This window comes from Nocardia ignorata NBRC 108230, assembly GCF_001612905.1.
Lineage (GTDB): Bacteria > Actinomycetota > Actinomycetes > Mycobacteriales > Mycobacteriaceae > Nocardia > Nocardia ignorata.
This window is the reverse complement of the sequence record NZ_BDBI01000046.1, coordinates 36,996-59,024: the sequence shown is the minus strand read 5'-3', so window position 1 is coordinate 59,024 and position 22,029 is coordinate 36,996. Positions and strand designations below refer to the sequence as shown.

The 22,029-nt window shown below is 66.3% G+C and carries 28 protein-coding genes, 1 tRNA gene and 1 pseudogene; 16 read left to right on the top strand and 14 right to left on the bottom strand.

The genetic code is table 11. The annotated features are described in order from the left end of the window. Nucleotides 1-6 precede the first annotated feature (6 nt). Together hisI and NI2_RS34250 are read left to right on the top strand one after the other, a co-directional pair. Nucleotides 7-357 (top strand): phosphoribosyl-AMP cyclohydrolase, encoded by a 351-nt coding sequence (gene hisI, locus NI2_RS30605; protein WP_067498155.1) that lies wholly within the window; start codon nt 7-9, stop codon nt 355-357. Between the two features lie 13 nt (nt 358-370). Next, nucleotides 371-463: pseudogene (locus NI2_RS34250) on the top strand (DNA alkylation repair protein); the annotation flags it as partial. Between the two features lie 3 nt (nt 464-466). Here the strand turns inward: NI2_RS34250 and NI2_RS30600 are convergent. Together NI2_RS30600 and NI2_RS30595 are read right to left on the bottom strand one after the other, a co-directional pair. Next, nucleotides 467-766, bottom strand: coding sequence for a hypothetical protein (locus NI2_RS30600; protein ID WP_067498151.1), 300 nt, complete (start codon nt 764-766; stop codon nt 467-469). 40 nt (nt 767-806) lie between these two features. Then, entirely contained in the window at nt 807-1,490 is a 684-nt protein-coding gene (locus NI2_RS30595) for a DJ-1/PfpI family protein (protein ID WP_067498148.1), read from the bottom strand. A gap of 124 nt (nt 1,491-1,614) precedes the next feature. On the opposite strand from NI2_RS30595, the gene NI2_RS30590 reads away from it, so the two are divergent. Next, nucleotides 1,615-2,553 (top strand): GlxA family transcriptional regulator, encoded by a 939-nt coding sequence (locus NI2_RS30590; protein ID WP_067498145.1) that lies wholly within the window; start codon nt 1,615-1,617, stop codon nt 2,551-2,553. A 14-nt stretch (nt 2,554-2,567) separates the two neighbouring features. On the opposite strand, the gene NI2_RS30585 is transcribed toward NI2_RS30590, so the two are convergent. The 4 genes from NI2_RS30585 to NI2_RS30570 all read right to left on the bottom strand — a co-directional run bounded on the left by NI2_RS30585 (nt 2,568) and on the right by NI2_RS30570 (nt 4,646). Continuing rightward, nucleotides 2,568-3,035, bottom strand: coding sequence for a MarR family winged helix-turn-helix transcriptional regulator (locus NI2_RS30585; RefSeq protein ID WP_067498142.1), 468 nt, complete (start codon nt 3,033-3,035; stop codon nt 2,568-2,570). A 143-nt stretch (nt 3,036-3,178) separates the two neighbouring features. Continuing rightward, nucleotides 3,179-3,745: a permease gene (locus NI2_RS30580; RefSeq protein ID WP_067498139.1), complete on the bottom strand. Its 567-nt coding sequence runs from the start codon at nt 3,743-3,745 to the stop codon at nt 3,179-3,181. Nucleotides 3,746-3,806: 61 nt separating this feature from the next. Continuing rightward, nucleotides 3,807-4,277 carry a peroxiredoxin gene (locus NI2_RS30575; RefSeq protein ID WP_067498136.1) on the bottom strand — a complete coding sequence of 157 codons (471 nt, stop codon included), beginning with the start codon at nt 4,275-4,277 and terminating at the stop codon, nt 3,807-3,809. 90 nt (nt 4,278-4,367) lie between these two features. Then, a complete protein-coding gene (locus NI2_RS30570; protein WP_067498134.1) occupies nt 4,368-4,646 on the bottom strand; it encodes a hypothetical protein in 279 nt (92 codons plus the stop codon). Between the two features lie 157 nt (nt 4,647-4,803). Between NI2_RS30570 and NI2_RS30565 the strand changes: the two genes are divergently transcribed. The 5 genes from NI2_RS30565 to trpA all read left to right on the top strand — a co-directional run bounded on the left by NI2_RS30565 (nt 4,804) and on the right by trpA (nt 10,189). Next, the gene (locus NI2_RS30565; protein ID WP_067498131.1) at nt 4,804-6,342 is read left to right on the top strand and encodes an anthranilate synthase component I; all 1,539 of its coding nucleotides are present in this window, start codon (nt 4,804-4,806) and stop codon (nt 6,340-6,342) included. Between the two features lie 143 nt (nt 6,343-6,485). Then, a complete protein-coding gene (locus NI2_RS30560; protein WP_174552254.1) occupies nt 6,486-7,178 on the top strand; it encodes a TIGR02234 family membrane protein in 693 nt (230 codons plus the stop codon). A gap of 136 nt (nt 7,179-7,314) precedes the next feature. After that, nucleotides 7,315-8,136 carry an indole-3-glycerol phosphate synthase TrpC gene (trpC, locus tag NI2_RS30555; RefSeq protein ID WP_067498128.1) on the top strand — a complete coding sequence of 274 codons (822 nt, stop codon included), beginning with the start codon at nt 7,315-7,317 and terminating at the stop codon, nt 8,134-8,136. Next, nucleotides 8,133-9,392: a tryptophan synthase subunit beta gene (gene trpB, locus NI2_RS30550; RefSeq protein WP_067498203.1), complete on the top strand. Its 1,260-nt coding sequence runs from the start codon at nt 8,133-8,135 to the stop codon at nt 9,390-9,392. The genes trpC and trpB overlap by 4 nt, the downstream gene beginning before the upstream one ends. Continuing rightward, nucleotides 9,389-10,189 carry a tryptophan synthase subunit alpha gene (gene trpA / locus NI2_RS30545; RefSeq protein ID WP_067498125.1) on the top strand — a complete coding sequence of 267 codons (801 nt, stop codon included), beginning with the start codon at nt 9,389-9,391 and terminating at the stop codon, nt 10,187-10,189. The genes trpB and trpA overlap by 4 nt, the downstream gene beginning before the upstream one ends. A 100-nt stretch (nt 10,190-10,289) precedes the next feature. Here trpA and NI2_RS34245 read toward each other — a convergent pair whose 3' ends face one another. The 6 genes from NI2_RS34245 to NI2_RS30520 form a co-directional block, all read right to left on the bottom strand. Continuing rightward, nucleotides 10,290-10,763, bottom strand: coding sequence for a SitI3 family protein (locus NI2_RS34245; protein WP_133734246.1), 474 nt, complete (start codon nt 10,761-10,763; stop codon nt 10,290-10,292). 22 nt (nt 10,764-10,785) lie between these two features. Next, on the bottom strand, nt 10,786-12,270 hold the full coding sequence (locus NI2_RS34240) for a CdiA C-terminal domain-containing protein (protein WP_133734247.1): 1,485 nt from the start codon (nt 12,268-12,270) through the stop codon (nt 10,786-10,788). A 5-nt stretch (nt 12,271-12,275) separates the two neighbouring features. Then, a complete protein-coding gene (locus NI2_RS30535; protein WP_067498118.1) occupies nt 12,276-12,578 on the bottom strand; it encodes a WXG100 family type VII secretion target in 303 nt (100 codons plus the stop codon). Next, the gene (locus NI2_RS30530) at nt 12,578-12,916 is read right to left on the bottom strand and encodes a WXG100 family type VII secretion target (RefSeq protein ID WP_067498115.1); all 339 of its coding nucleotides are present in this window, start codon (nt 12,914-12,916) and stop codon (nt 12,578-12,580) included. The genes NI2_RS30535 and NI2_RS30530 overlap by 1 nt, the downstream gene beginning before the upstream one ends. 68 nt (nt 12,917-12,984) lie before the next feature. Beyond that, complete coding sequence (locus NI2_RS30525; RefSeq protein ID WP_067498112.1) at nt 12,985-13,311, bottom strand: hypothetical protein; 327 nt, start codon at nt 13,309-13,311, stop codon at nt 12,985-12,987. A gap of 39 nt (nt 13,312-13,350) precedes the next feature. Next, nucleotides 13,351-13,560 (bottom strand): hypothetical protein, encoded by a 210-nt coding sequence (locus NI2_RS30520; RefSeq protein ID WP_067498108.1) that lies wholly within the window; start codon nt 13,558-13,560, stop codon nt 13,351-13,353. A gap of 84 nt (nt 13,561-13,644) precedes the next feature. Here NI2_RS30520 and lgt point away from each other — a divergent pair, with 84 nt between their 5' ends. The 6 genes from lgt (at nt 13,645) to NI2_RS30490 (ending at nt 19,504) form a co-directional block, all read left to right on the top strand. Next, entirely contained in the window at nt 13,645-14,748 is a 1,104-nt protein-coding gene (gene lgt, locus NI2_RS30515) for a prolipoprotein diacylglyceryl transferase (protein ID WP_067498105.1), read from the top strand. 226 nt (nt 14,749-14,974) lie between these two features. Next, entirely contained in the window at nt 14,975-15,496 is a 522-nt protein-coding gene (locus NI2_RS35575) for a TM2 domain-containing protein (protein ID WP_067498102.1), read from the top strand. Between the two features lie 159 nt (nt 15,497-15,655). Further along, complete coding sequence (locus tag NI2_RS35450; protein ID WP_243750129.1) at nt 15,656-16,414, top strand: amino acid ABC transporter substrate-binding protein; 759 nt, start codon at nt 15,656-15,658, stop codon at nt 16,412-16,414. A 3-nt stretch (nt 16,415-16,417) separates the two neighbouring features. Continuing rightward, nucleotides 16,418-17,089, top strand: a complete 672-nt coding sequence (locus NI2_RS35445) for an amino acid ABC transporter permease (protein ID WP_067498099.1) — start codon at nt 16,418-16,420, stop codon at nt 17,087-17,089. A 91-nt stretch (nt 17,090-17,180) separates the two neighbouring features. Beyond that, complete coding sequence (pyk, locus tag NI2_RS30495) at nt 17,181-18,599, top strand: pyruvate kinase (protein ID WP_133734248.1); 1,419 nt, start codon at nt 17,181-17,183, stop codon at nt 18,597-18,599. Nucleotides 18,600-18,622: 23 nt separating this feature from the next. Then, entirely contained in the window at nt 18,623-19,504 is an 882-nt protein-coding gene (locus NI2_RS30490) for an acyl-CoA thioesterase (protein WP_067498093.1), read from the top strand. 10 nt (nt 19,505-19,514) lie between these two features. Here NI2_RS30490 and NI2_RS30485 read toward each other — a convergent pair whose 3' ends face one another. Together NI2_RS30485 and NI2_RS30480 are read right to left on the bottom strand one after the other, a co-directional pair. After that, a complete protein-coding gene (locus NI2_RS30485) occupies nt 19,515-19,919 on the bottom strand; it encodes a hypothetical protein (protein ID WP_067498090.1) in 405 nt (134 codons plus the stop codon). A gap of 89 nt (nt 19,920-20,008) precedes the next feature. After that, a complete protein-coding gene (locus NI2_RS30480) occupies nt 20,009-20,626 on the bottom strand; it encodes an arsenate reductase/protein-tyrosine-phosphatase family protein (RefSeq protein WP_067498086.1) in 618 nt (205 codons plus the stop codon). Between the two features lie 334 nt (nt 20,627-20,960). On the opposite strand from NI2_RS30480, the gene NI2_RS30475 reads away from it, so the two are divergent. After that, nucleotides 20,961-21,047 (top strand) — tRNA-Leu (locus NI2_RS30475). Nucleotides 21,048-21,213: 166 nt separating this feature from the next. Beyond that, nucleotides 21,214-21,831, top strand: coding sequence for an ANTAR domain-containing response regulator (locus tag NI2_RS30470; RefSeq protein ID WP_067498083.1), 618 nt, complete (start codon nt 21,214-21,216; stop codon nt 21,829-21,831). The last annotated feature ends 198 nt before the right edge of the window (nt 21,832-22,029 follow it).

Below are 22,029 nucleotides of genomic sequence, written 5' to 3'. Positions count from 1 at the left end.
CGACGGATGAGTCTGGATCCTGCTATTGCCGCTCGCCTCAAACGCAACGAGGCCGGGCTCGTCGCCGCGATCGCGCAGGAGAAGTCGACCGGAGACGTCCTGATGATGGCCTGGATGGACGACGAGGCCCTGGCCCGCACCCTCGAAACCCGCAGGGGCACCTACTATTCGCGTTCGCGCCAGCAGTACTGGGTGAAGGGGGAGACCTCGGGGCATACGCAGTACGTGCACGAGGTGCGGCTCGACTGTGACGGTGACACCGTGCTGCTGATCGTCGATCAGGAAGGTGCGGCTTGCCACACCGGCACCCACACCTGCTTCGACACCGATGTGCTGCTCGCACGCGAGGCCGACTGAGGTGACCGTGCCGGAGGCCCTCGCCGACTATCCGACCTCGCCCGGCTGCACCTCGCCGTTCGCACCCACCTGGATCGCGGAAATGGTGCGCAGGCAGGGCGACTGAGCGTCAGCGGCGTCGTTCGCCGACGACCTTCGACGACGGCAGGCGCCCGGCTTTGGAGGTTCCCCGAAGGGTGTCACCGTCGACGGTGACGTCGAATGTCAGGTTCAGCCGCAGGGGTTTGGTGACGGCCTGTTTCCAGGTGAGCCGATCGCCGTCGGCGCGGAGCTCGGTGAGTGGCACGTCCTCGCCTGCTCCGCGCGCGACACCGGTGAGTATCCCGTCCTGCTCACGGATTTCGACCACGGCGTCGATCTTGCCGATCGGGGTGGCGATGGACATGTTCCAGGTGCCTGTGAAGGACATGCTGATGCGATTCCTGACTGTTCGATGAATGGTTCGGTGCTCAGAAGGCGGTCGGTGTCAGACCGTCGGCGCGCCAGACGGTGCCGCGGCGCTCGTGCGCGAAGAGCTCTTCGACGGCATGCGCGACCCGGGGCCCCAGCTCGCGCTCGAGCAGATACAGGCCGAGATCGAGGCCGGAGGTGACACCCGCGCCGGTGACCAGGTCGCCGTCGTCCACGACCCGGGCCGAGACCGCGTGCGCGCCGGTGGCGTCGAGTAGATCCAGGCCGAGATGGTGGGTGGTGGCGTGACGGCCTTCGAGCAGGCCGGCCATGGCCAGGACCAGCGAGCCTCCGCAGACGGTGGCGACCGTGACGTCTGGGGCTTGCATCGCCTGCGTGAGCAGCGCGGGCAACTCGGTGCTCAGCGTGCGGCCGAGCAGCATCGGGATGGGCTGGTCCGGTTCACACTCGCCCGCACCTGCTTCCGGCACCTCGGCGAGGTCGCCCACCCGGCCCGAAGCCCCGGGTACCACAACGATGTCCGCACGTTCCGGGTCGAGGGTGCCGGTGGCGCGCAACGTCAGTCCGCCGGTGCCGCTGATCACCTCACGAGGGCCCTGTGCGGAGACCAGCTCGACGGTGACCGCACCGTCGGACGCCACGCCGCCCGCGTACAGCACTTCATAGGGAGCGATGGCATCGAGTGGGTCGAAGCCGTCGAAAAGGACGATCTGAATATGCATGGATGAGTTCCCTCGCATCGATATCCGCTGGACATCCCACAGTCAACCGGTGCTCGCCGCGAGAGCCCAGTGGCACTGGCGACAGGTTTCGACGGGAAAATGCCAACCTCGGTACTCTCGGGCCATGCACACCGTCGCCGTCCTGGCACTGGACAAGGTGATCCCGTTCGACCTGTCCACTCCGATCGAGGTGTTCTCGCGGACCCGGCTGCCCGACGGACGACCCGGCTACCAGGTGCGGGTCTGCGCCGAGCATGCCGAGGTCGACGCGGGCGCCTTCACCCTGCGCGCCCCGTGGGGCCTGGACGGCCTCCGGAACGCGGACACGATCATCGTGCCGGGCATCGCCGATCCGACGGCGCCGCTCTCACCCGCCGTCCGCGAGGCACTACGCTCGGCCGCCGCCGAGGGCACCCGTATCGCGTCCATCTGTGTCGGCACCTTCCCGTTGGCCGCCACGGGCCTGCTCGCCGGGCTGCGCGCCACGACCCACTGGCATGCGGCAGGCGCACTGGCCACCACCCATCCCGACATCGACGTCGACCCGGACGTCCTCTACGTCGACAACGGCCAGTTCCTCACCTCGGCGGGCGCCGCGGCGGGGATGGACCTGTGCCTGCACATGATTCGACGTGACTACGGCTCGGCCGTGGCCGCGCACGCCGCCCGGCTGTCGGTGATGCCGCTCGAACGCGAAGGCGGCCAAGCGCAGTTCATCGTCCACGACCACATCCCGACACCGCAGGGCTGTGAGCTCGAAACGCTGCTCACCTGGCTGCAGGAGAACCTGGCCGAGGACCTCACCCTCGCCGATATCGCCGAGCGGGCCGGAACCAGCACCCGCACGCTGATCCGGCGCTTCCGCGAACACACCGGAACCACCCCGCTGCGATGGCTGCACCGCGTCCGGATCCGGCAGGCACAGCATCTGCTCGAAACCACACAGCATTCCGTCGAACGGATCAGCGCCCAGGTCGGTTTCGGGTCGGCCACCGCCTTCCGGGAGCGCTTCAAACGCACCACCGGCGTCAGCCCGCGGAACTACCGGCGCACGTTCGGCTGAACCGGATTCGAGGTCTAGTCGCACCCCTCGGCGAGGACATGGTCCAATTGGCTGGACAGGCTTTCGCCGAGGGCGGCCAACTGTGCTGTCTGAGCGCAGTCGAGACCGTCGAGCACCAGCTTGCGCACGGCCTCGAGATATCCGGGCGTTGCCTCGACGACCTTCTCGAAACCGTCGTCGGTGAGCACCGCGTACACCCCGCGTCTGCCCGCCGCCGAATCGCGGCGCGCCCAGCCGAGTCGCTCCAGTTTCGACACCACATGCGACAGTCGCGATAGCGAAGCATTTGCCTTGTGGGCGAGATCACTGAGCTGCATCCGGTGCCCGGCTTCCTCCGACAGCAGGCTCAGCACCCGGAATTCGAAATGCGTGAGCCCGGACTCGCGCTGCAACCGGGTGTCGAGGGCGGCCGGAACCCTTGTCATCAGGGCGACTACCGCCTGCCAGGCGCGTTGTTCAACCGGATCCAGCCATCGGGTCATGGCTGAGGCCGCCTCGCGGTCGGGCGGCACGGATAGAGGAGAGGGACGCGCACCGGACCGAGTTTGCCACGACGTCGCTGTGGCGTCCGCTGGATCGCCCGGGTCGTGAGGTCACTCACAACCCGGGACGCGTCATCGAAGCATCAGTACTCGCGGGACTCCTGCGGCGGGACCGTCGGTTCGGGGGTGGCCTTGGCGGCCCGGCGGCGGTTGATGCCCCGCTTACCCATCAGACCGAGCACCAGGGCGAAGATGATCGCGGCCACGATCGCACCGACCAGGCAGGCACCGCGGAACGCGGGCGCGTCGACATCGAGGATGCGTTCACCGGCGTGCGCCGCATTGTTGCCACCGAGCACGATGGTGAGCGTCATCAGGTTCGGCAGGGAGCCGAGCAGCGCGATGACGACTGCCACCCCGGCGATGAACTTGCCGCCTTTGCGCTTCCACATCCGCACCGCGAGCAGCAACAGCAGCAACGGCACCAGCGTGAACACCAGGCCGTAGACCAGGCCCCACCAGATGCCCTGGGTGAAGCTGCCGTGCACGAGGCTCGCCAAGCGCTGCGCCCACCATCGTGGGATGAACGAGGCCAGGATGAAATAGGCGATCACCAGCACGACCGCTGTCGCCAGGATCATGATCGCCCGGTTGCGCCACACGGTAGCTGTGGACTTCTGACCGCTCGACCGCACTTCGCCGGATGTCATTGCTTCAGCGTAGGTGCGCCGACGGCGCCGGGCACCGATCCGTGCCCGGCGTTTCTCCTCGCTATCCGGCGGATTTCGCCCGTTCACGCAGGAAGCGCAACGCCTCGTCGGCGTGCACGGCCGCGCGCAGTTCACCGGTGACGACCTTCAGGATCGTGCGATCGGTATCGATGACGAAGGTGTGCCGTTTGACCGGGGCCAACTTGCCGAGCAGTCCGCGCTTGACGCCGAAACCGGCCGCGACCTCGCCGTCTGCGTCGGAAAGGACCGGATAGTCGAGCCGCTGCTTGCCGGCGAAACCGGCCTGCACCTCGACACTGTCGGTGCTGATCCCGGCACACGACGCACCGAGGGCCGCGAACTCGGCGTTCAGATCCCGGAAATGGCAGGCCTCGGCGGTGCAGACCGGAGTGTTGGCGGCCGGGTAGAAGAACAGGACGAGCGGCCCGCCTGCCAGCAGGGCGTCGAGGGAACGGAGTTCGCCGGACTGATCGGGAAGTTCGAACGGGGGCGCGGTCTGACCTGGCTGCATGCGCACGACCCTAACGGCCGGTGCCCGAGCGCAAAAGGTCCCCGTTCACGGACGCGAACGGGGACCCGCCTCTCGACCAGCCCTGCGGCTCTAGGGAATCCGCAACAGCGCTTTGATCTCCGGGTTGCGGATCTCCATCACGTCGAGGATGCCGTGCACGCGCAGCATCGGCTCCAGCTTCAGGAGACGATCGCGGTGCGCTTCGTATTCGACCGGGAACGACTTCTCGTCCAGATCCTGCATGGCCTTGGCGTAGGTGACGAACGACGTGAGCGCGCTCGCCGCGGACTGCTGCCCAGGACCGTTGTAGTGCTGCGACACAGGGGCCTGCCTGCCCATCTGTGCGCCCTGATGCGAGGGATTCAACATGGCTCCTCTCGGAAGAAGGGATACCGCATGCGACATGGAACGCGCGCGAGTGTAGTGATGCCGGTCACGACCGCATTCGGCGCCCGGTCGTGACCGCCTTCGGCGGGGTGGTCGGGGCAGGATGCGGCCACGTCGCGGCGCCTGGGATGATGGCCGAATGCAGGGCGCGCCGACACCGACCACCACCACCCGCGAGCAGTTCCGGTTGCTCGCCGCCGAGCACCGGGTGGTCCCGGTGACCCGAAAGGTGCTGGCCGACTCCGAGACTCCGCTCTCGGCCTACCGCAAACTGGCCGACGACCGGCCGGGCACCTTCCTGTTCGAGTCCGCCGAGAACGGGCGCTCCTGGTCGCGCTGGTCGTTCATCGGCGCGGGCAGCCCGTCGGCACTGACGGTCGTCGACGGTGTGGCCGCCTGGCTCGGCACCGTCCCCGCCGACGCGCCCTCGGGCGGCGACCCGCTGCGCGTGCTGCACGAAACCCTCGAACTGCTGCGCACCGAACGGCTACCCGGGCTGCCTCCGCTCACCGGTGGCATGGTCGGCTATCTCGGCTACGACGCGGTCCGCCGCATCGAGCGACTGCCCGAGCTGGCCGAGGACGATCTGCAGCTGCCCGAGTTGGTGCTGATGCTGGCCACAGACCTGGCCGCCTTCGACCATCACGAGGGCGCGATCACGCTGATCGCCAACGCGGTGAACTGGAACGGCACCGACGAACACGTCGACGCCGCCTACGACGACGCCGTGGCCCGGCTCGACCGGATGACCGCCGCGCTGGCCACCCCCGCGTCGTCGACGGTGTCGGTCTTCGACCAGCCCGAACCCGACTACCTGCGCAGGCGGACCACCGAGGAATTCTGCTCGGGCGTACGTCGGCTCATCAAGGAGATCGAGGCGGGCGAGGCGTTCCAGGTGGTGCTCTCGCAGCGCTTCGAAATGGATTACACCGGCTCTCCGCTCGCGGTCTACCGGATGCTGCGGGCCTCGAACCCGAGCCCGTACATGTACTTGATGCACATCCCCGACGGCGACGGCGGCACCGCGTTCTCCATCGTCGGCTCGAGCCCGGAATCGCTGGTGACCGTGAAAGACGGTGTCGCCACGACACATCCGATCGCGGGCACCCGCTGGCGCGGAGCGAGCGCCGAGGACGACATCCTGCTCGAGAAGGACCTGCTCGCCGACGACAAGGAGAACGCCGAGCACCTCATGCTCGTCGACCTGGGCCGCAACGATCTGGGCCGGGTGTGCCGTCCCGGCACGGTGCGCGTCACCCAGTACCGGCACGTGGAGCGCTACAGCCACGTGATGCACCTGGTGTCGACGGTGTCGGGTCAGCTGGCCGAAGGCAAGATAGCGCTCGACGCCGTGCGCGCGTGCTTCCCGGCGGGCACCCTGTCCGGTGCGCCGAAGGTGCGCGCGATGGAGCTGATCGAGGAACTCGAACCGACCAGGCGCGGAATCTACGGCGGCGTGGTCGGCTACCTCGATTTCGCCGGTGACGCCGACACCGCCATCGCCATCCGCACCGCCCTGCTCAAAGACGGCACCGCCTACGTCCAGGCGGGCGCAGGCGTCGTCGCCGACTCCGACCCCGTCGCCGAGGACACCGAGGCGCGCAACAAGGCCATGGCGGTCCTCAAGGCGATCGCGGCCGCCAAGACCCTGCGCACCTATGAGGGCGGCGCCGAGTGAGTGCGCGGGACGCCGACACACCGAACGGCAGCGACCCGGCGCGCGACAGCGGCTCGGTGGGTGACAGCGGCTCAGCGCGTGTCGTTGGCCCGGTGGGTGATAGCGGCTCGGCGGTCGACGGCGGCGCAGCGGGCGACAGCGGCGTGAAGGGCGACGGCCTTACAGCGGGCGCGCAAGTGGCCGCACCTGCCGCCAAACCGGTGGTTCCGGTGATCTTGCTGGCCGTGGCGGCGGCTGGATTGTGGGCGTCGTCCCGGATGACGTGGGTGACGGTGCAGTCGGCCGACGGCCTCACCGAACCCCGCACCGACAACCTCGTCGGCGGCACCTGGTTCGGGGCGCTCACTCCGCTCGCACTGGTGCTCGTCGCCGCGATCGCCGCCGTGTTCGCGGTGAAGGGCGTACTGCGTCAGCTCCTCGGTGTGGTGGTCGCGGTGGTCGCCGCGGTGGCGGCCGTTCCCGGTTTCGCCCTGACCATCGGGGCGGGCAGAACCGCCGAACGGGCGGGCACGCTCGCCGAGCTGCCCGGCCGGGCGACGGTCACCGGTGCCGAAGCCCACGTCTTCCCGGCCGTGCTGTCGGTGCTGGCGGCGGCGTGCGCCCTGGCCGCGGGCGTATTGCTGACCAGGCGGGCCGAGACCACCGCCCAGCTGTCCGGCAAGTACGACAACCCGGTCTTCCGCCGGGCCGACGCCAGCGCCCAGGTGAACAAGTCCGACGGCGCCGCGCCGCTGTCGGACCGGGTGCTGTGGGATGCCCTCGACGCGGGCACCGACCCCACCGACACCGCCGACACCCCGGACGACGACGACCGCCCGGGCCGGCGCGAGCCGTGACCGGGCACGTGACCCCCGGCACCCCCGCCGCAGTGACACGCGCGGCGGCCATTTATTCTTGTCAGGCATCGGTGAGACAGCGCCCGGGGGGACTCTCGGGTGAGAAGTTCGTCTCCCCAGAAAGGATTCGAGCCAGATGACGGTACTCGACTCGATTCTCGACGGGGTTCGGGCGGATGTTGCCGCTCGCGAAGCCCTCCTCGATTTTCAGGCGATCAAAGCTGCCGCGGCCGCCGCGAAGGCGCCGCTGGACGCGCGCGCCGCGCTGCACGAGGACGGGATCGGTGTCATCGCCGAGGTGAAGCGAGCCAGCCCCTCCAAGGGCACGCTGGCCGACATTCCCGACCCGGCCGTCCTGGCCAAGGCCTACGAAGACGGTGGCGCCCGCATCATCAGCGTGCTCACCGAGCAGCGCCGCTTCGGCGGTTCGCTCGACGATCTCGATGCCGTGCGCGCCGCGGTGAACATCCCGGTGCTGCGCAAGGACTTCGTCGTCGGCCCGTACCAGATCCACGAGGCCCGCGCCCACGGTGCCGACGTGATCCTGCTGATCGTGGCCGCGCTCGAACAAGATGTGCTGTCCTCGCTGATCGACCGCACCGAATCACTGGGCATGACCGCTCTCGTGGAAGTACACACCGAAGAAGAAGCCGACCGCGCCCTGGAAGCGGGCGCCTCGGTGATCGGCGTGAACGCACGCAACCTCAAGACCCTCGAGGTCGACCGAGACGTGTTCGCCCGGATCGCGCCCGGCCTGCCCTCGGAGATCATCAGGGTGGCCGAATCCGGTGTCAACGGCACCGCCGATCTGCTGGCCTACGCCGGTGCGGGCGCCGACGCGGTGCTCGTCGGTGAGAGCCTGGTGACCAGCGGAAATCCGCGGGCCGCCGTCTCGGATCTGGTGACCGCGGGCGCCCACCCCTCGTGCCCGAAGCCGGCCAGGCGGAGCATCCGATGAGCGCGCTGCCCCAGGCCAGCGCGGGGGTGGCCCAACACAGCGACTACGAACCCGACGCGGGCGGGCACTTCGGTGTCTACGGCGGACGGCACGTGCCCGAGGCGTTGATGGCCGTGATCGAGGAGGTCACCGCCGAATACGACAAGGTGCGCTCCGATCACACCTTCCTCGACGAACTCGACCGGCTGCAGCGCGACTACACCGGTCGCCCCTCGCCGGTGTTCGAATGCACCCGCCTGGCCGAACACGCCGGTGGCGCAAGGATTTTCCTCAAGCGTGAGGACCTGAACCACACGGGTTCGCACAAGATCAACAATGTGCTCGGCCAGGCCCTGCTCGCCAAGCGGATGGGCAAGACCCGCGTCATCGCCGAGACCGGTGCCGGTCAGCACGGCGTCGCTACCGCCACCGCCTGCGCGCTGCTCGGCCTCGACTGCGTGATCTACATGGGTGCGGTCGACACGGCCCGCCAGGCGCTCAATGTGGCCCGGATGCGTCTGCTCGGCGCCGAGGTGATCTCGGTGACCAGTGGTTCGCAGACCCTCAAGGACGCCATCAACGAGGCGCTGCGCGATTGGGTCACCCACGCCGACGACACCTACTACTGCTTCGGCACCGCCGCGGGCCCGCACCCGTTCCCGCTGATGGTGCGTGATTTCCAGCGCGTGGTCGGCATGGAGGCGCGCGAGCAGATGCTCGACCGCGCCGGTCGCCTGCCCGACGCCGTGGTGGCGTGTGTGGGTGGCGGCTCCAACGCCATCGGCATCTTCCACGCCTTCATCCCCGACGCGGGCGTGCGGCTGATCGGTTACGAAGCGGCCGGCGACGGCGTCGAAACCGGAAGGCACGCAGCCACTTTCACCGGCGGCACGCCGGGTGCGTTCCAGGGTGCCTACTCGTACCTGCTGCAGGACGAGGACGGCCAGACCATCGAATCGCATTCGATCTCGGCCGGTCTGGACTACCCGGGTGTCGGCCCCGAGCACGCCCATCTCAAGGACATCGGCCGCGCCGAGTACGCGCCGATCACCGATACCGAGGCGATGGACGCGCTGCTGCTGCTCTCCCGTTCGGAGGGCATCATCCCGGCGATCGAGTCCGCCCATGCCGTGGCCGGTGCGCTGAAGCTCGGCAAGGAACTCGGCGAGGGCGCCATCATCCTGGTCAACCTGTCCGGTCGTGGCGACAAGGACATGGACACCGCGGGCCGCTGGTTCGGTCTGTTCGACGACTCCGCCGAGGAGAACAAGCAGTGAGTCAGCAGTCCCGTCTGGCCAACACCTTCGCGGCCGCACGGAGTGAGGGCCGGGCCGCTCTGATCGGATACCTGCCCGCGGGCTATCCCGATCTGGCCGGTTCCATCGACGTGGTCCGGGCGATGGTCGAATCCGGTTGCGACATCGTGGAAGTCGGCGTCGCCTACTCCGACCCGGTGATGGACGGCCCGGTCATCCAGCACGCCGCCGAGCAGGCGCTGCGCAGCGGTGTGCGCGTGCGCGACGTGTTCTCCGTGGTGGAAGCGATCACCGACGCCGGTGGTCAGGCCGTCGTGATGAGCTACTGGAACCCGGTCCTCAAGTACGGCGTCGACAACTTCGCCCGTGACCTGGCGGCCGCGGGCGGCGCGGGCATCATCACCCCGAACCTGATCCCCGACGAGGCCGACGACTGGTTCGTCGCCTCCTCCACCCACAACCTGGACCGCATCTTCCTCGTCGCCCCGTCCTCCACGGAGGAACGCTTGGTCAAGACCCTGGAAGCCTCCCGCGGATTCATCTACGCCGCCTCCACCATGGGCGTCACCGGCGCCCGCGACGCGGTCTCCTCGGCCGCACCCGCCCTGTGCTCCCGCATCCGCGCCCACTCCGACATCCCGATCGGCGTCGGCCTCGGCGTCCGCTCCGGCGCCCAGGCCGCCGAGATCGCCGCCTACGCCGACGGCGTCATCGTCGGCTCGGCGTTGGTATCAGCCGCCGCCGAAGGCCTCGACGCGGTGCGCGCCCTTACCTCGGAGCTGGCCGAAGGGGTCCGCGCCGCCACGGTGCGCTCGTAGTCGACTCACGTTGGGGTTCGGACACGAACCGCCGGGACGATGAATGATGCTCGAGGCGGGGAGGCAATCCTACGAACGGGAGCTGGGCCTTCGAATTCTTTCATAGAGTGTACGACATATAATGGTACGGCTGGTGCAGCATTGCGGTGCGTTCAGGTGTCCACATAAAGGAAGCTGAATTTATTTCGAGGTTGCCTGAACGGTGAATCGCCCAAACATCTCCGGATTCCATGAAGTAAACGATCATGTCATCCGATGTGATCCCAAGCAGTTTGGTCGCGATGAACAACATGTCGGTGACTTGAGCATCGAGGCTTTCGGTCTTATCCAATCTAAAAAGGATCGATACTGTCGGCTTGAATCCAAATTCCTCCTCGACGGGGTCTCCCCATGCTGGAGATCGAGCGGTGCTTACGCGAATATGTAGCCCGCGCCGAATCGCAACACCCTCGATGAGACCGGTCGTAATTGCTTGACCAGAAATCCCGCCCGAGAGGCAGATCGAATCCACCAAGGCGGCAATTTCTGACACGCTTCGGTCTGTTGCAATTGCCACCATGTAGTCTAGTGCCATCTAAGTCTCCATTGTCCGAATGTTAAGGGAAGACCGGCACTACATTACCAGACTGGTCGATAACAAGAACCTCCTGCAGTCCCTGGACTGGCCACTGCTTCAACTGATTCGATATGTCTTCTGGACTTGCAGTGCTGTCGCTGAGATTGAGGACTATCCGTTCAGTTTGTCCGGATGATACTTTGCCGTCGATGACGCCCGCTATATTCCTTACGTTTCCTGTCGATGGGGCGTAGCAATCGAAGACTTTTCCCTCTATCTTATAGTCTGGATTCTTGTCGCCGGGCACCGATGGATTCTGTTCAACTTGATAACCATTTCCTGCGAGGATGCTCGCCGATTCATTTTCGCGTGTGAGGGATCGAATATTGTTGGGATCCTTTTCGTTCGGGTTGATGTAAGTAGGTGAGCCGGTCGGCTTACCTCCGAGAGTTCCGGTTGGTTTGGTAGCGGTATTCTCATCGCCACGCTGATCGGGATCCGAGGCGGTGATCACTATCGGCAGTTCGGTAATGGTTAGCAGTTCGCCATTGGTCACCTCGGTTGTGGCGAAAGCGATGGTGCTCAGGGTGGTGAGGAATGTGTTGGCAGGTCCGGCTATGGCCCAGGCAGCGTCGTTGAGGAAGTCGATATCTATCTCGACGTTGTTGTCGTTGGGTGACTGTTGTTGCTTGCTTGGTGCCTTCTCCTTCGCTGGCTGCTCTTTGACATTTATCGTCGAACGCCCGATAGATATCGCAGTGACGACAACTACCGCTGCGAACTGGGTGTTGATCTCCGTGCGCATTGTCGTCAAGGCAGTGCTGTGGGCTTCGACCGCGTTGGCGATGTCGTCGGCGGCGGTGCGGATTTCGCGGAGTTTGTGAGCGAGTTTGCGAAGGTTTTCTATATGGTTCGGGATATCGTCCGGAACCTTGGCTTCGAAGCCTTGTTGAAGCCCAGAGGCAACATTTAATAGCCGTGCCACACCGTATTCGAGTGGGTCCGAATTCGCGAAGGTCTTCCACATACTTGCGGCGCGCGCGAGCTTGTCGGTATCTCCGTCGGGGACTTGGCCGCCGTTGACAAAAATGGTGACCTTGTTCTGAAGTTCGGTCCAGTCTGTCTGAAGTCCGTTGGTATAGGCTCCTGATGACGCGATACCGACTACTGTGCCCGCTCCATAGGGAAGCTCCGTCGGAATTCCGGTGGGCAATGACGGTGGGGTGCCTTTGTTGGGGTCCCGATTGGCTGTGTATTCTCCGTACTTCCAGTTGTAGCTGGACGCGGTCAGTATGTCCCCGTAGCGTTGCAGAGCTCGCGCGAAGTTGGTCGCGACCATTGTCAGTGCGGCGGCACGATCGTTGTAGGCTTTCGACCACGACTTGACTGCTTCATAACCGCCAGCCATCCCGTTTGTTTCCAAAAGTACGGTTTGCGGCGTTTCGTAGACGGTTTGGAATTTCTTCGACAAGTCGTAGCATGCCGTGGCCGCACTTTCGTAGGACTGCGGCGAGATTGCAGCCATAGAAGTCAGCCACCGCTCATTCTCAAGTTGGCTTCCGCTGCCGCACTGTAGGCGTCGCGGGCTGTGACGGCAGCGTTGTACATCTGGGTGAGTCCTTCGACTACCGTGGCAGCCCCGGCAGCCCATTCGCGGTAGGCTTCCTCTTGAGCGTCGGCGGCGGCCCCCTGCCAGTTCTGCTGGATGGCGGCGACTCGGTTGTTGATGCCGTCGAGGCTATCGGTGAGGAAGCCGATGAATCCATTGGCGCGGCTGATGAGCTGGTCCAACTCATCGATGTCGAAGGTGAAGTCGCGGGAGTCGTCGGCCATCACATGTTCAATTGTGGTAGGTCGAGCGAACTCAAAGTGTCGGAGTTCGAGATGTCCTGGCTGGCAACGGCTTTGCTTGCGACGCCCAACAGCTCGCCCATGGTCGCCAGGGCGTTCAGTACGTCTGCGGCGCCCTGCTTGGTTTCGGTCCAGCCGTCCTCGAATGCCTCTGCCGCCGCGCCGCTCCAATTGTCCAGGGCGGTCGATACCTCGCGGTCAAGCGTGCCGAGTCCGTTGATCAAAGACTCCGCAACCTGCTGGATATAGGCACCGGCATCGGTCACCTCGGCCGGAACAATCGCGAAAACCGCTCCAGGCGTATTGTTTTCATCCGCCATACGTCCCCCGTTGTCAAGCCATCGGAGCCAGCCTAGACGCGGCCGCATGGGGTTGCAACGGGACGCAGTCAGCGAAGCTCGGGGATATCTGGAATCCGCGCGACGATCTCGGCGCAGTCTTCGTTGTATGCGCGAGGTGCTGCCCTGGCGGCTTTCGCCCGGCGGATACGTTCGGCTTCCCTAGTCGCGTCGTCGGGGAACGAGTCGCGGTCCGACGGCCGCGCGGGAACCGCGGCGCGGAAGCGCTCGTCTGCGACGGTGGCTCCGGTGAGCGAGTCCGCTTGTCCGGTGAACGCTTGTGCGATCGCGCCGGTGTGCCTGACGATTCGATCGAGGTCGGCGCTGCGTTGCTCGGCCTCTGGGCTGTTGTATTCGCCCGCGCGGATGGGATACACCCGGCGAGTTGGCAAACCGCGACGAGCAACGAACCGGTGTCAGACCAGCCAGGTCATCACGGTGTATCGGACTATCAACTCGATGCCGGCCCGACCGACGACGGTGTTGCCTTCTGCTGGCTCGACTAACCCGACGATGGTCGCGATCTGCTGCAAAACCATGACAGCGAGAACTTCACGCGGTTCCGGGCGGCCCGGAAAATTCATGCGACAGATCAGCACCGAATCGATATCGTGAGCCGGACCCACCCGGCCACGTGGTAACCGACGCCCCCCAGCGGTGACCGCGACCATCTCGGGTCACAGTCCCGACCCGCCGGTCCCTCCACTAACGTGGTCACCGTGAACTCAGTCCTGGCCTACATCCCGAGTCCGCCGCAGGGTGTCTGGCAGCTCGGGCCCTTTCCGTTGCGGGCGTACGCGCTGTGCATCATCCTCGGCATCATCGTCGCCATCTGGTGGGGTGAACGCCGGTGGCAGCAGCGTGGTGGGCAGGCCGGGGCGGTGCTCGACGTGGCCATGTTCGCGGTGCCGTTCGGACTGGTCGGCGGGCGGATCTATCACGTGGCCACCGACTGGCACAAATACTTCGGGCCGGACAAGAACCCCGTCGAGGCGCTCTATATCTGGCAGGGCGGGCTCGGCATCTGGGGTGCGGTGTTCTTCGGTGGCATCGGCGCCTGGATCGCCTGCCGCATCTACAAGATCCCGCTGCCGGCGCTCGGCGATGCCATCGCCCCGGCCGTGCTGCTCGCCCAGGCCATCGGCCGGCTCGGCAACTACTTCAACCAGGAACTCTACGGTCGCACCACCGAGGTGCCGTGGGGTCTCGAGATCTACGCCCGCTACGACACCGAGACGGGCGCGCGCGACATGATGAACGGGGTGTCCACCGGGCAGGTGCTCGAGGTGGTCCACCCGACGTTCCTCTACGAGATGGTCTGGAACGTGCTCGTCGTCGTGCTGCTCGTGCAGATCGACAAGCGCTACCGGATCGGGCACGGCCGCCTGTTCGCGCTCTACGTCGCCGGATACAGCTTCGGCCGGTTCTTCGTCGAGCTGATGCGCAGCGACGAGGCGACCCACGTGCTCGGTATCCGGGTCAATTCGTTCACCTCCGCGCTCGTATTCCTCGGCGCCATGGCCTACTTCGCGCTGGCGACCAAGGGCCGCGAGGACCCGGCCCTGCTGCAGCCCGGCGCGGCGCCGCGCCCGTGGCCGTGGCAGCTGTCCAAACTGCGCGCGCTCGGAGCGGCCGAGAACGCCGACGGCGGACAGGTCGACCTCGCGAAGAAGTCGGAACCCGCGGCGGAACACAAGGATTCGGCTGTGACCACCACCGAACCGGCCGAGGACGCGGCTGCCACCGAGAAGGAGTCCGCCACCGAGGCCGACGAGGCAGGCGAGCCGACGAAATCGGACGTGAAGAAGGCCTGATCCCTCGAGGAACCGAACTGATCGACGGGTGTTCGTCAACACGACGAACACCCGTCGCGATATTCCCGTGAGTGCTGCGTGCTCGTGACGACGAGGCACCCGAGAAGACAACGGCCGGTGGTACCGGCCACAATGACCGTGATCGTCGCGGGCGCACCGCCGTTCGGCCGATCACCACATGGCCGGGGGCCACGACGGGTACCCGCACGAATGATGGAGGACATGAGTGACCGACCCCTACAACCCCAATCCGCAATACGGCCCTGATCTGAGCAAGCAGCCCGATTCGGGCGCGCACCAGCAGTACGGTCAGCCGGCCTACGGCCAGCAGCCGTCGGACCCGTACGCCCAGCAGCCCGGCTACGGCCAGCCGCAGTACGGCGCGCCGCAGCCGCAGTACGGTCAGCCCGCCGACCCGTACGCCCAGCAGCAGCCGGGCTACGGCCAGCCGCAGCCGTACGGCATGCCGCAGGGGTACAACCCGGCCGACCCGGAGGCCCCCTACGGCCGGGACATGTACGGGGTTCCGTTCTCGGACAAGCAGAAGCTGATGGCCGGTCTGCTCGAGATCTTCCTCGGCAGCTTCGGTGTGGGCCGCTTCTACCTCGGCTACACCGGTCTCGGCATCGCCCAGATCGCCGTGGTCTGGCTGACCTGTGGTCTCGGCGCCATCTGGCCGCTGATCGACGGCATCATGATGCTCACCGGCAAGGTGCCCGACGCGCAGGGCCGCCCGCTGCGCGACTGATCCGGCACCCGTCGCCGACGGGTGTCCTGCCTCGGCAGGGCACCCGTCGCGTTTCCCCGCCCCCATTCCGATCGCGATGAGCGATACTCTGTGTCGGTCGTGCGCGGCGCCGTAGCGTCGCTTGGCCTGCGCGTGTTCCGGCGCGCAGCGGAGAAAGGGATGTCCGTGCGCAAAGTTCTTGCCGCCGTCGTACTCGCCGTCGTCGCGGCGACGGGTCTGTCGGCCTGCTCGTCCGCGTCCGACCCGAATGTGCTGAAGGTGGGCACCGAGGGCACCTACGCGCCGTTCAGCTACCAGGAGAACGGCGAGCTCACCGGATACGACGTCGAGGTCGCCCGCGCGGTCGGCGAGAAGCTCGGCAAGCGGGTCGAATTCGTGCAGACACCGTGGGACTCGATCTTCGCCGGACTGGAATCCAAGCGCTTCGACCTGGTCGCCAACCAGGTGACGATCAATCCCGAGCGCACCGCGAAGTACTCGCTGTCGCAGCCGTACACCACCTCCGAGGGCGTGATCGTCACGCGCGCCGACAACACCGACATCACCGGCCTGGCCTCGCTCGCGGGCAAGACCGCCGCCGAGACCGCGACCAGCAACTGGAACCAGGTCGCCAAGGACGCGGGCGCCAAGGTCGAAGCGGTCGAGGGTTTCGTGCAGGCGGTGCAGCTGCTGAAGGCCGGCCGCGTCGACGCCACGATCAACGACACGCTCGCCGTCGGTGAGTACACCAAGAAGAACGGCAGCGCCGACATCAAGGTCGCCGCCAAGACCGGCGAGGTCAGCAAGCAGGCCTTCGCGGCCCGCAAGGACGACGCCGCGCTGGTCGCCGATGTCGACCGCGCGCTCGCCGAGCTGGCCGCCGACGGCACCCTGGCCCGCCTGTCGGACAAGTACTTCGGCACCGACGTCAGCAAGTAGCGGATGGATCAGGCGACCTGGGAGCTGATCCGGCGCAACCTGTGGCCGATGCTCGAGGCGACGGTCACGATGACGTTGCCGCTCACCGCGATCAGCTTCGTCATCGGTCTGGCCATCGCGGTGGGTGTCGCGCTGGCCAGGATGTCGGCGCGGCGGGTGCTGTCGTGGCCCGCCCGCTTCTACATCTCGATCATTCGCGGCACCCCGCTGCTGGTTCAGCTGTTCATCGTGTTCTACGCGCTGCCACAGTTCGGCGTCGTCATCGATCCGTTCCCGGCGGCGGTGATCGCGTTCAGCCTGAATGTGGGCGGTTACGCCGCCGAAGTGGTTCGCTCCTCGATCATGAGCGTGGCCCACGGTCAGTGGGAGGCGTCCGAATCGCTGGGCATGACGTATGTGCGAACACTGTGGTACGTCGTGTTCCCGCAGGCCGCCCGGATCGCGGTTCCCCCGCTGTCCAACACCCTGATCTCGCTGGTGAAGGACACCTCACTGGCCTCGACCATCCTGGTCACCGAACTGCTGCGCACCGCCCAGCTCGCCGCCGCCCCCACCTTCGACTTCTTCGCCCTCTACGGCGTCGCGGCCCTCTACTACTGGGCCATCTGCCTGGTCCTCGGCTTCGCCCAAACCCGCCTGGAAACCCGGCTCTCGCGCCACGTCGCCGTTCGGTAGCCAGAGCTCTTTCGGTGAACACGAAGGGAACTCGGGGTGCGACGCGGCAGGCGAAAAGACTGGGCGTTCCCCGAGTACTAGGCTGAGGGGCGTGATGCGACGGACGAAGATTGTGTGCACCCTCGGGCCGGCCACTGCCTCCCAGGACCGAATTCGTGAGCTCGTCGAAAGCGGCATGGATGTAGCCCGGCTGAACTTCAGCCACGGCGAGCACGCCGACCACGCCGACAACTACAAGATGGTCCGCGCGGCCTCCGACGAGACCGGTCGCGCGGTCGGCATCCTCGCCGATCTGCAGGGCCCCAAGATCCGCCTCGGCCGCTTCACCGAGGGCAAGACCCACTGGGCGACCGGCGAGCAGGTGCGGATCACCGTCGACGACGTCGACGGCTCCCACGACCGGGTGTCGACCACCTACAAGGAACTCGCCCAGGACGCCAAGGCCGGTGACCGCCTGCTCGTCGACGACGGCAAGGTCGGGCTCACCGTCGAGGCCGTCGAGGGCAACGACGTGGTGTGCCGGGTCACCGAGGGCGGTCCGGTGAGCAACAACAAGGGCCTGTCGCTGCCCGGCATGAACGTGTCGGTGCCCGCGCTGTCCGGCAAGGACGTGGAGGACCTCGAGTTCGCGCTGAAGCTCGGCGTCGACTTCATCGCGCTGTCGTTCGTGCGCTCGCCCTCCGATATCGAACTCGTGCACGAGATCATGGACCGGGTCGGGCGCCGGGTGCCGGTGATCGCCAAGCTGGAGAAGCCGGAGGCGATCGAGAACCTCGAGGCCATCGTGCTCGCCTTCGACGCGGTGATGGTCGCGCGTGGCGACCTCGGTGTCGAGTTGCCGCTCGAGCAGGTGCCGCTGGTGCAGAAGCGCGCGATCCAGATGGCGCGCGAGAACGCCAAGCCGGTCATCGTCGCCACCCAGATGCTCGAATCGATGATCGAGAACTCCCGCCCCACCCGCGCGGAGGCCTCCGACGTCGCGAACGCGGTGCTCGACGGTGCCGACGCGGTGATGCTGTCGGGGGAGACCTCGGTCGGCGCCTGGCCGATCGACGCGGTGCGCACCATGGCCCGCATCGTCACCGCCGTGGAGTCCGAGACATCGCGGGTGCCACCGCTGACCCACGTGCCGCGCACCAAGCGCGGCGTGATCTCCTACGCCGCGCGCGACATCGGCGAACGCCTCAACGCCCGCGCCCTCGTCGCGTTCACCCAGTCCGGTGACACTGTGCGGCGCTTGGCTCGCCTGCACACCCCGCTGCCGCTGCTCGCGTTCACGCCGCTGCCGGAGGTGCGCAGTCAGCTGACGCTCACCTGGGGCACCGAAACCTTCATCGTGCCCATGGTCGACAGCACGGATGCGATGATCCACCAGGTGGATCAGGCGTTGCTGTCGATGGATCGGTACCGCAAGGGCGACCTGGTCGTCATCGTGGCCGGCTCCCCGCCGGGTACCGTCGGTTCCACCAACCTGATCCACGTGCACCGCATCGGCGAAGAGGACCATTAGCAGTGAGTAGTTCGGTAGACGAGATGATCGACATCGGGCCCGGCGAGCCGACATCCGACCTGCGGGTGCTGCTCGACCTGCTCGACTTGGAGCAGATCAGCGAAGACGTCTACCTGGGCAACCATCCGGAGAAGGTGTGGAGCCGCACCTTCGGTGGTCAGCTCGTCTCCCAGGCGATCGTCGCCGCGGGCCGTACCGCGGGTGATCGCCCGCTGCACGCGATCAACGCGCATTTCGTGCGCGGCGGCGACGTGAAGAAGCCGATCGAGTACCACGTGCAGCGGCATCGCGACGGGCGCGCACTGGCCAACCGGACGGTGACCGCCAGCCAGGACGGCCAGGAGTTGTTCGTCATGCTGGCCGCGTTCCAGGACTGGGGGAAGGGTCTCGAGCACGCCCACGACGCGCCCGTGGTGCCCGATCCGGAGTCGTTACCCCGGATCGAGGAGCATTTCGCGGGGTTCGAGGACAAGCTCGAGATGTTCATCAACGCCCCGCACCCGATCGATATGCGCTACACCAACGATCCGGCGTGGATTCTCAAGGGCACCGGCGCCAAGCTCAACCACAACCGGGTGTGGATGCGCACCGACGGTTCCCTGCCCGACGATCCGCTGCTGCACGTGGCGGCGCTCGGCTATTCGTCGGACACCACGGTGCTCGATTCGATCATCACCACGCACGGTTTGTCGTGGGGGCTGGACCGGATTCTCGCGGCGACGGTGAATCATTCGATCTGGTTCCATCGCCCGTTCCGGTTCGACGACTGGTCGCTGTACGCCACCGAGTCGCCGGTAGCGGCGGGTTCGCGTGGGCTGGCGACGGGCCGGTTCTATTCGCGCAGTGGCGAATTGCTCGCCACCACGGTGCAAGAGGGCGTCATCCGCCACTTCCCGGCGCGCTGAGGCAGGTATTTCAGAGGCGCTCGACGTCGGGTTCGAACTCGACGTCGCTGCGCTGATGAGCGCGCAGTGTGAACGGCACCGTCTGGTCCGCGCCGTACACGGCGAGCGCCAGCCCGGATTCGAGGTCGGCGATGTCGTCGTCGCTGAGGTCGGTGGGTTCACCGACCAGGCTCAGCGCGATCTCGAAGGTCGCCTCGGTCTCCGGCTGGTGGCCGGGATGGCTTGCGCGCCACTGGCTTTCGAGGTCCTGGTGGACGGTGTCGGTGGCGTCGACCGGGAGGGTGAAGCGCCAGGCGAAGACGTCGCGGTCCTGGATGTGGTCGGCTAGGACGCCTCGGATATCGGCGACGATGCGGTCGAGGACGTCCGGGGTCACATACACATGGAGAGAAACATCCGAAATGCGTTTCGGCATGTCCGAGTCCTGTCGTGTGTCGAACCAGCATGGGAAACTACCACGTCCGCGCCGAAGTGTAATCGGTGTCCGCCGTCGCGAACAGACCTTCATCTCCTGCGTTGCGCGGCGAGGAAGGCCGCGAGCGGGCGTGCACCGCCGGGCTCGATGACCAGTCCCGGTCGTTCGTCCTCGCTGAGTTTGGTCTGCTCGTGCGGTGCGAGTGCGCTCAGCAGGGGGAAGAGCACCTCGGCGATGCGGTCGCCGACCTCGACGAAGGCCTCGGCGGACAGTCCGATCGGGTCGGCGATGTTCTCCCGGCCCACATAGGCGAGGTCGTTGCGGGCGCGGTGCAGTGCGGCAATGGATTTCGCGCCGGTGACCTTGGCGATACGGTGCGCCTCGATGAGGGTGAACGTGCGCGGTGCGGCGCCGAAGGCCAGTTCGGCCACCTGGTCACGTAATGCCTCGGTCATGGTGAGCACCAGATCGGCGCGATCGACCATTTCGGGCTTGAGTTTGCGGGCCTTGAATCCGGTGGTGTCGCCACCGAGCCCGGCGATCGTCTCCGCCGCGAGCGGTTCGGCCGGAAAACCGACGAGGGCACGGGTTCCCGCGCTTTCGGCGGTGAGGCCTGGCAGTCCGTTGTGCGCCGCGAATGCCCGGGTGAGCCGTTCGGCGATCACCGAGCGGCAGACATTGGAGTTGCAGACGAACAGCACGTGCATACCGATACCGTAATCCCGGTCATTGTCGTGCAGTAGGCCAGAATTGTAACCATCACAAGCGTGCTGCTATTTATTCACCTTTCGGTTGAATTCCGTACATTCATTGCGACGCGAAATCCGTTGTGTGTGACCGTGATACCCGTGTGATCGGGGTGGTAAACCTTCGTTCCAGATGTGTCGATCGTCACTGGTTCCGGACCGCGATAATTCGATTCGGAAACAAATTCCGATCGGCCGGTCATTGCCGCGAACCCGTGCGGCGGGCCGGCGGCCGACCGTGGGCGAGGCCCGGTTCGCTTCCGGGCGTGCCGGGACGCTATAGTGACCGCGGTGCGCCGGGTTGGCGGAACTGGCAGACGCGACGGTCTCAAAAACCGTTGTCCGAAAGGACGTGTGGGTTCGAGTCCCACACTCGGCACCACGGCGGAAGCGCGGCATCGGCCGCGCTCCGCGGGGGAGTATCTGTCGCGGGGCACGCGATGACCTCGCACACGTGTCACCCGCGGTTCCGGCAGCTCCACGCATTCGGAAGTGGACGCGATAGGTACTCTCGACATCGGCAGTCGGAATCCAGAGGGGTCGAACCTATGAGCACGAATGCAGCAGGCGCTGGCGCCGCGGGTGACGTGGTGGCCAAGCGCGTTGTCGTGGCCGAGGACGAGGCCCTCATCCGCATGGACCTCGTGGAAATGCTCAAAGAAGAGGGCTACGACGTCGTCGGCGAGGCCGGCGACGGTCAGCAGGCCGTCGAGCTGGCCGAGCAGCTGCGCCCCGATCTGGTGATCATGGACGTGAAGATGCCGCGCCGCGACGGCATCGATGCCGCCGCCGAGATCGCGACGAAACGTGTTGCGCCCGTGGTGATCCTGACCGCGTTCAGTCAGCGCGACCTCGTCGAGCGGGCGCGTGACGCCGGCGCGATGGCGTATCTGGTGAAGCCGTTCACCAAGTCGGATCTGGTGCCCGCGATCGAACTCGCGGCCAGCCGCTTTCACGAAATCTCCGCGCTGGAAACAGAAGTCGCGAATCTGTCCGATCGGCTCGAGACCCGCAAACTGGTCGAGCGCGCCAAGGGCGTGCTCATGCAGACCCAGGGTTTGACCGAACCCCAGGCGTTCAAATGGATTCAGCGCACGGCGATGGATCGGCGCACCACCATGAAGGCGGTGGCCGAAGTCGTGCTGGAGAACCTCACCCCGCAGTGACGCCGAACCGTAAAGCTCCGGTGCGCGCCCAGGAAACCGGAAAAACTTTACGTAAGCGAAACAATAACGTGAACTACGACGGCACAAGAAGCATCCGACATGATGCGAATGTGATGCGCGTCTAACAAACCGGCGATATGTTCTGTCCGGGTCGAACGTGGGTCGGCCCCCTCGGTGACCCCGGGGTGCACAGGACAT

Excerpts from the sequence above, each read along its gene's own strand:
- NI2_RS30590 (WP_067498145.1), top strand. The coding sequence starts at position 1,615 with ATGCACACCGTCGCCGTCCTGGCACTGGACAAGGTGATCCCGTTCGAC.
- NI2_RS30490 (WP_067498093.1), top strand. The coding sequence starts at position 18,623 with ATGATCGACATCGGGCCCGGCGAGCCGACATCCGACCTGCGGGTGCTG.
- NI2_RS30480 (WP_067498086.1), bottom strand. The coding sequence starts at position 20,626 with ATGCACGTGCTGTTCGTCTGCAACTCCAATGTCTGCCGCTCGGTGATC.
- NI2_RS30565 (WP_067498131.1), top strand. The coding sequence starts at position 4,804 with ATGCAGGGCGCGCCGACACCGACCACCACCACCCGCGAGCAGTTCCGG.
- hisI (WP_067498155.1), top strand. The coding sequence starts at position 7 with ATGAGTCTGGATCCTGCTATTGCCGCTCGCCTCAAACGCAACGAGGCC.
- NI2_RS30530 (WP_067498115.1), bottom strand. The coding sequence starts at position 12,916 with ATGGCGGATGAAAACAATACGCCTGGAGCGGTTTTCGCGATTGTTCCG.
- NI2_RS35450 (WP_243750129.1), top strand. The coding sequence starts at position 15,656 with ATGTCCGTGCGCAAAGTTCTTGCCGCCGTCGTACTCGCCGTCGTCGCG.
- NI2_RS30575 (WP_067498136.1), bottom strand. The coding sequence starts at position 4,277 with ATGCAGCCAGGTCAGACCGCGCCCCCGTTCGAACTTCCCGATCAGTCC.
- NI2_RS30570 (WP_067498134.1), bottom strand. The coding sequence starts at position 4,646 with ATGTTGAATCCCTCGCATCAGGGCGCACAGATGGGCAGGCAGGCCCCT.
- NI2_RS30595 (WP_067498148.1), bottom strand. The coding sequence starts at position 1,490 with ATGCATATTCAGATCGTCCTTTTCGACGGCTTCGACCCACTCGATGCC.
- NI2_RS34240 (WP_133734247.1), bottom strand. The coding sequence starts at position 12,270 with ATGGCTGCAATCTCGCCGCAGTCCTACGAAAGTGCGGCCACGGCATGC.
- NI2_RS30585 (WP_067498142.1), bottom strand. The coding sequence starts at position 3,035 with ATGACCCGATGGCTGGATCCGGTTGAACAACGCGCCTGGCAGGCGGTA.
- NI2_RS30535 (WP_067498118.1), bottom strand. The coding sequence starts at position 12,578 with ATGGCCGACGACTCCCGCGACTTCACCTTCGACATCGATGAGTTGGAC.
- NI2_RS35445 (WP_067498099.1), top strand. The coding sequence starts at position 16,418 with ATGGATCAGGCGACCTGGGAGCTGATCCGGCGCAACCTGTGGCCGATG.
- trpB (WP_067498203.1), top strand. The coding sequence starts at position 8,133 with ATGAGCGCGCTGCCCCAGGCCAGCGCGGGGGTGGCCCAACACAGCGAC.
- NI2_RS30470 (WP_067498083.1), top strand. The coding sequence starts at position 21,214 with ATGAGCACGAATGCAGCAGGCGCTGGCGCCGCGGGTGACGTGGTGGCC.
- NI2_RS30485 (WP_067498090.1), bottom strand. The coding sequence starts at position 19,919 with ATGCCGAAACGCATTTCGGATGTTTCTCTCCATGTGTATGTGACCCCG.
- NI2_RS30580 (WP_067498139.1), bottom strand. The coding sequence starts at position 3,745 with ATGACATCCGGCGAAGTGCGGTCGAGCGGTCAGAAGTCCACAGCTACC.
- NI2_RS30600 (WP_067498151.1), bottom strand. The coding sequence starts at position 766 with ATGTCCTTCACAGGCACCTGGAACATGTCCATCGCCACCCCGATCGGC.
- NI2_RS34245 (WP_133734246.1), bottom strand. The coding sequence starts at position 10,763 with ATGGCACTAGACTACATGGTGGCAATTGCAACAGACCGAAGCGTGTCA.
- trpC (WP_067498128.1), top strand. The coding sequence starts at position 7,315 with ATGACGGTACTCGACTCGATTCTCGACGGGGTTCGGGCGGATGTTGCC.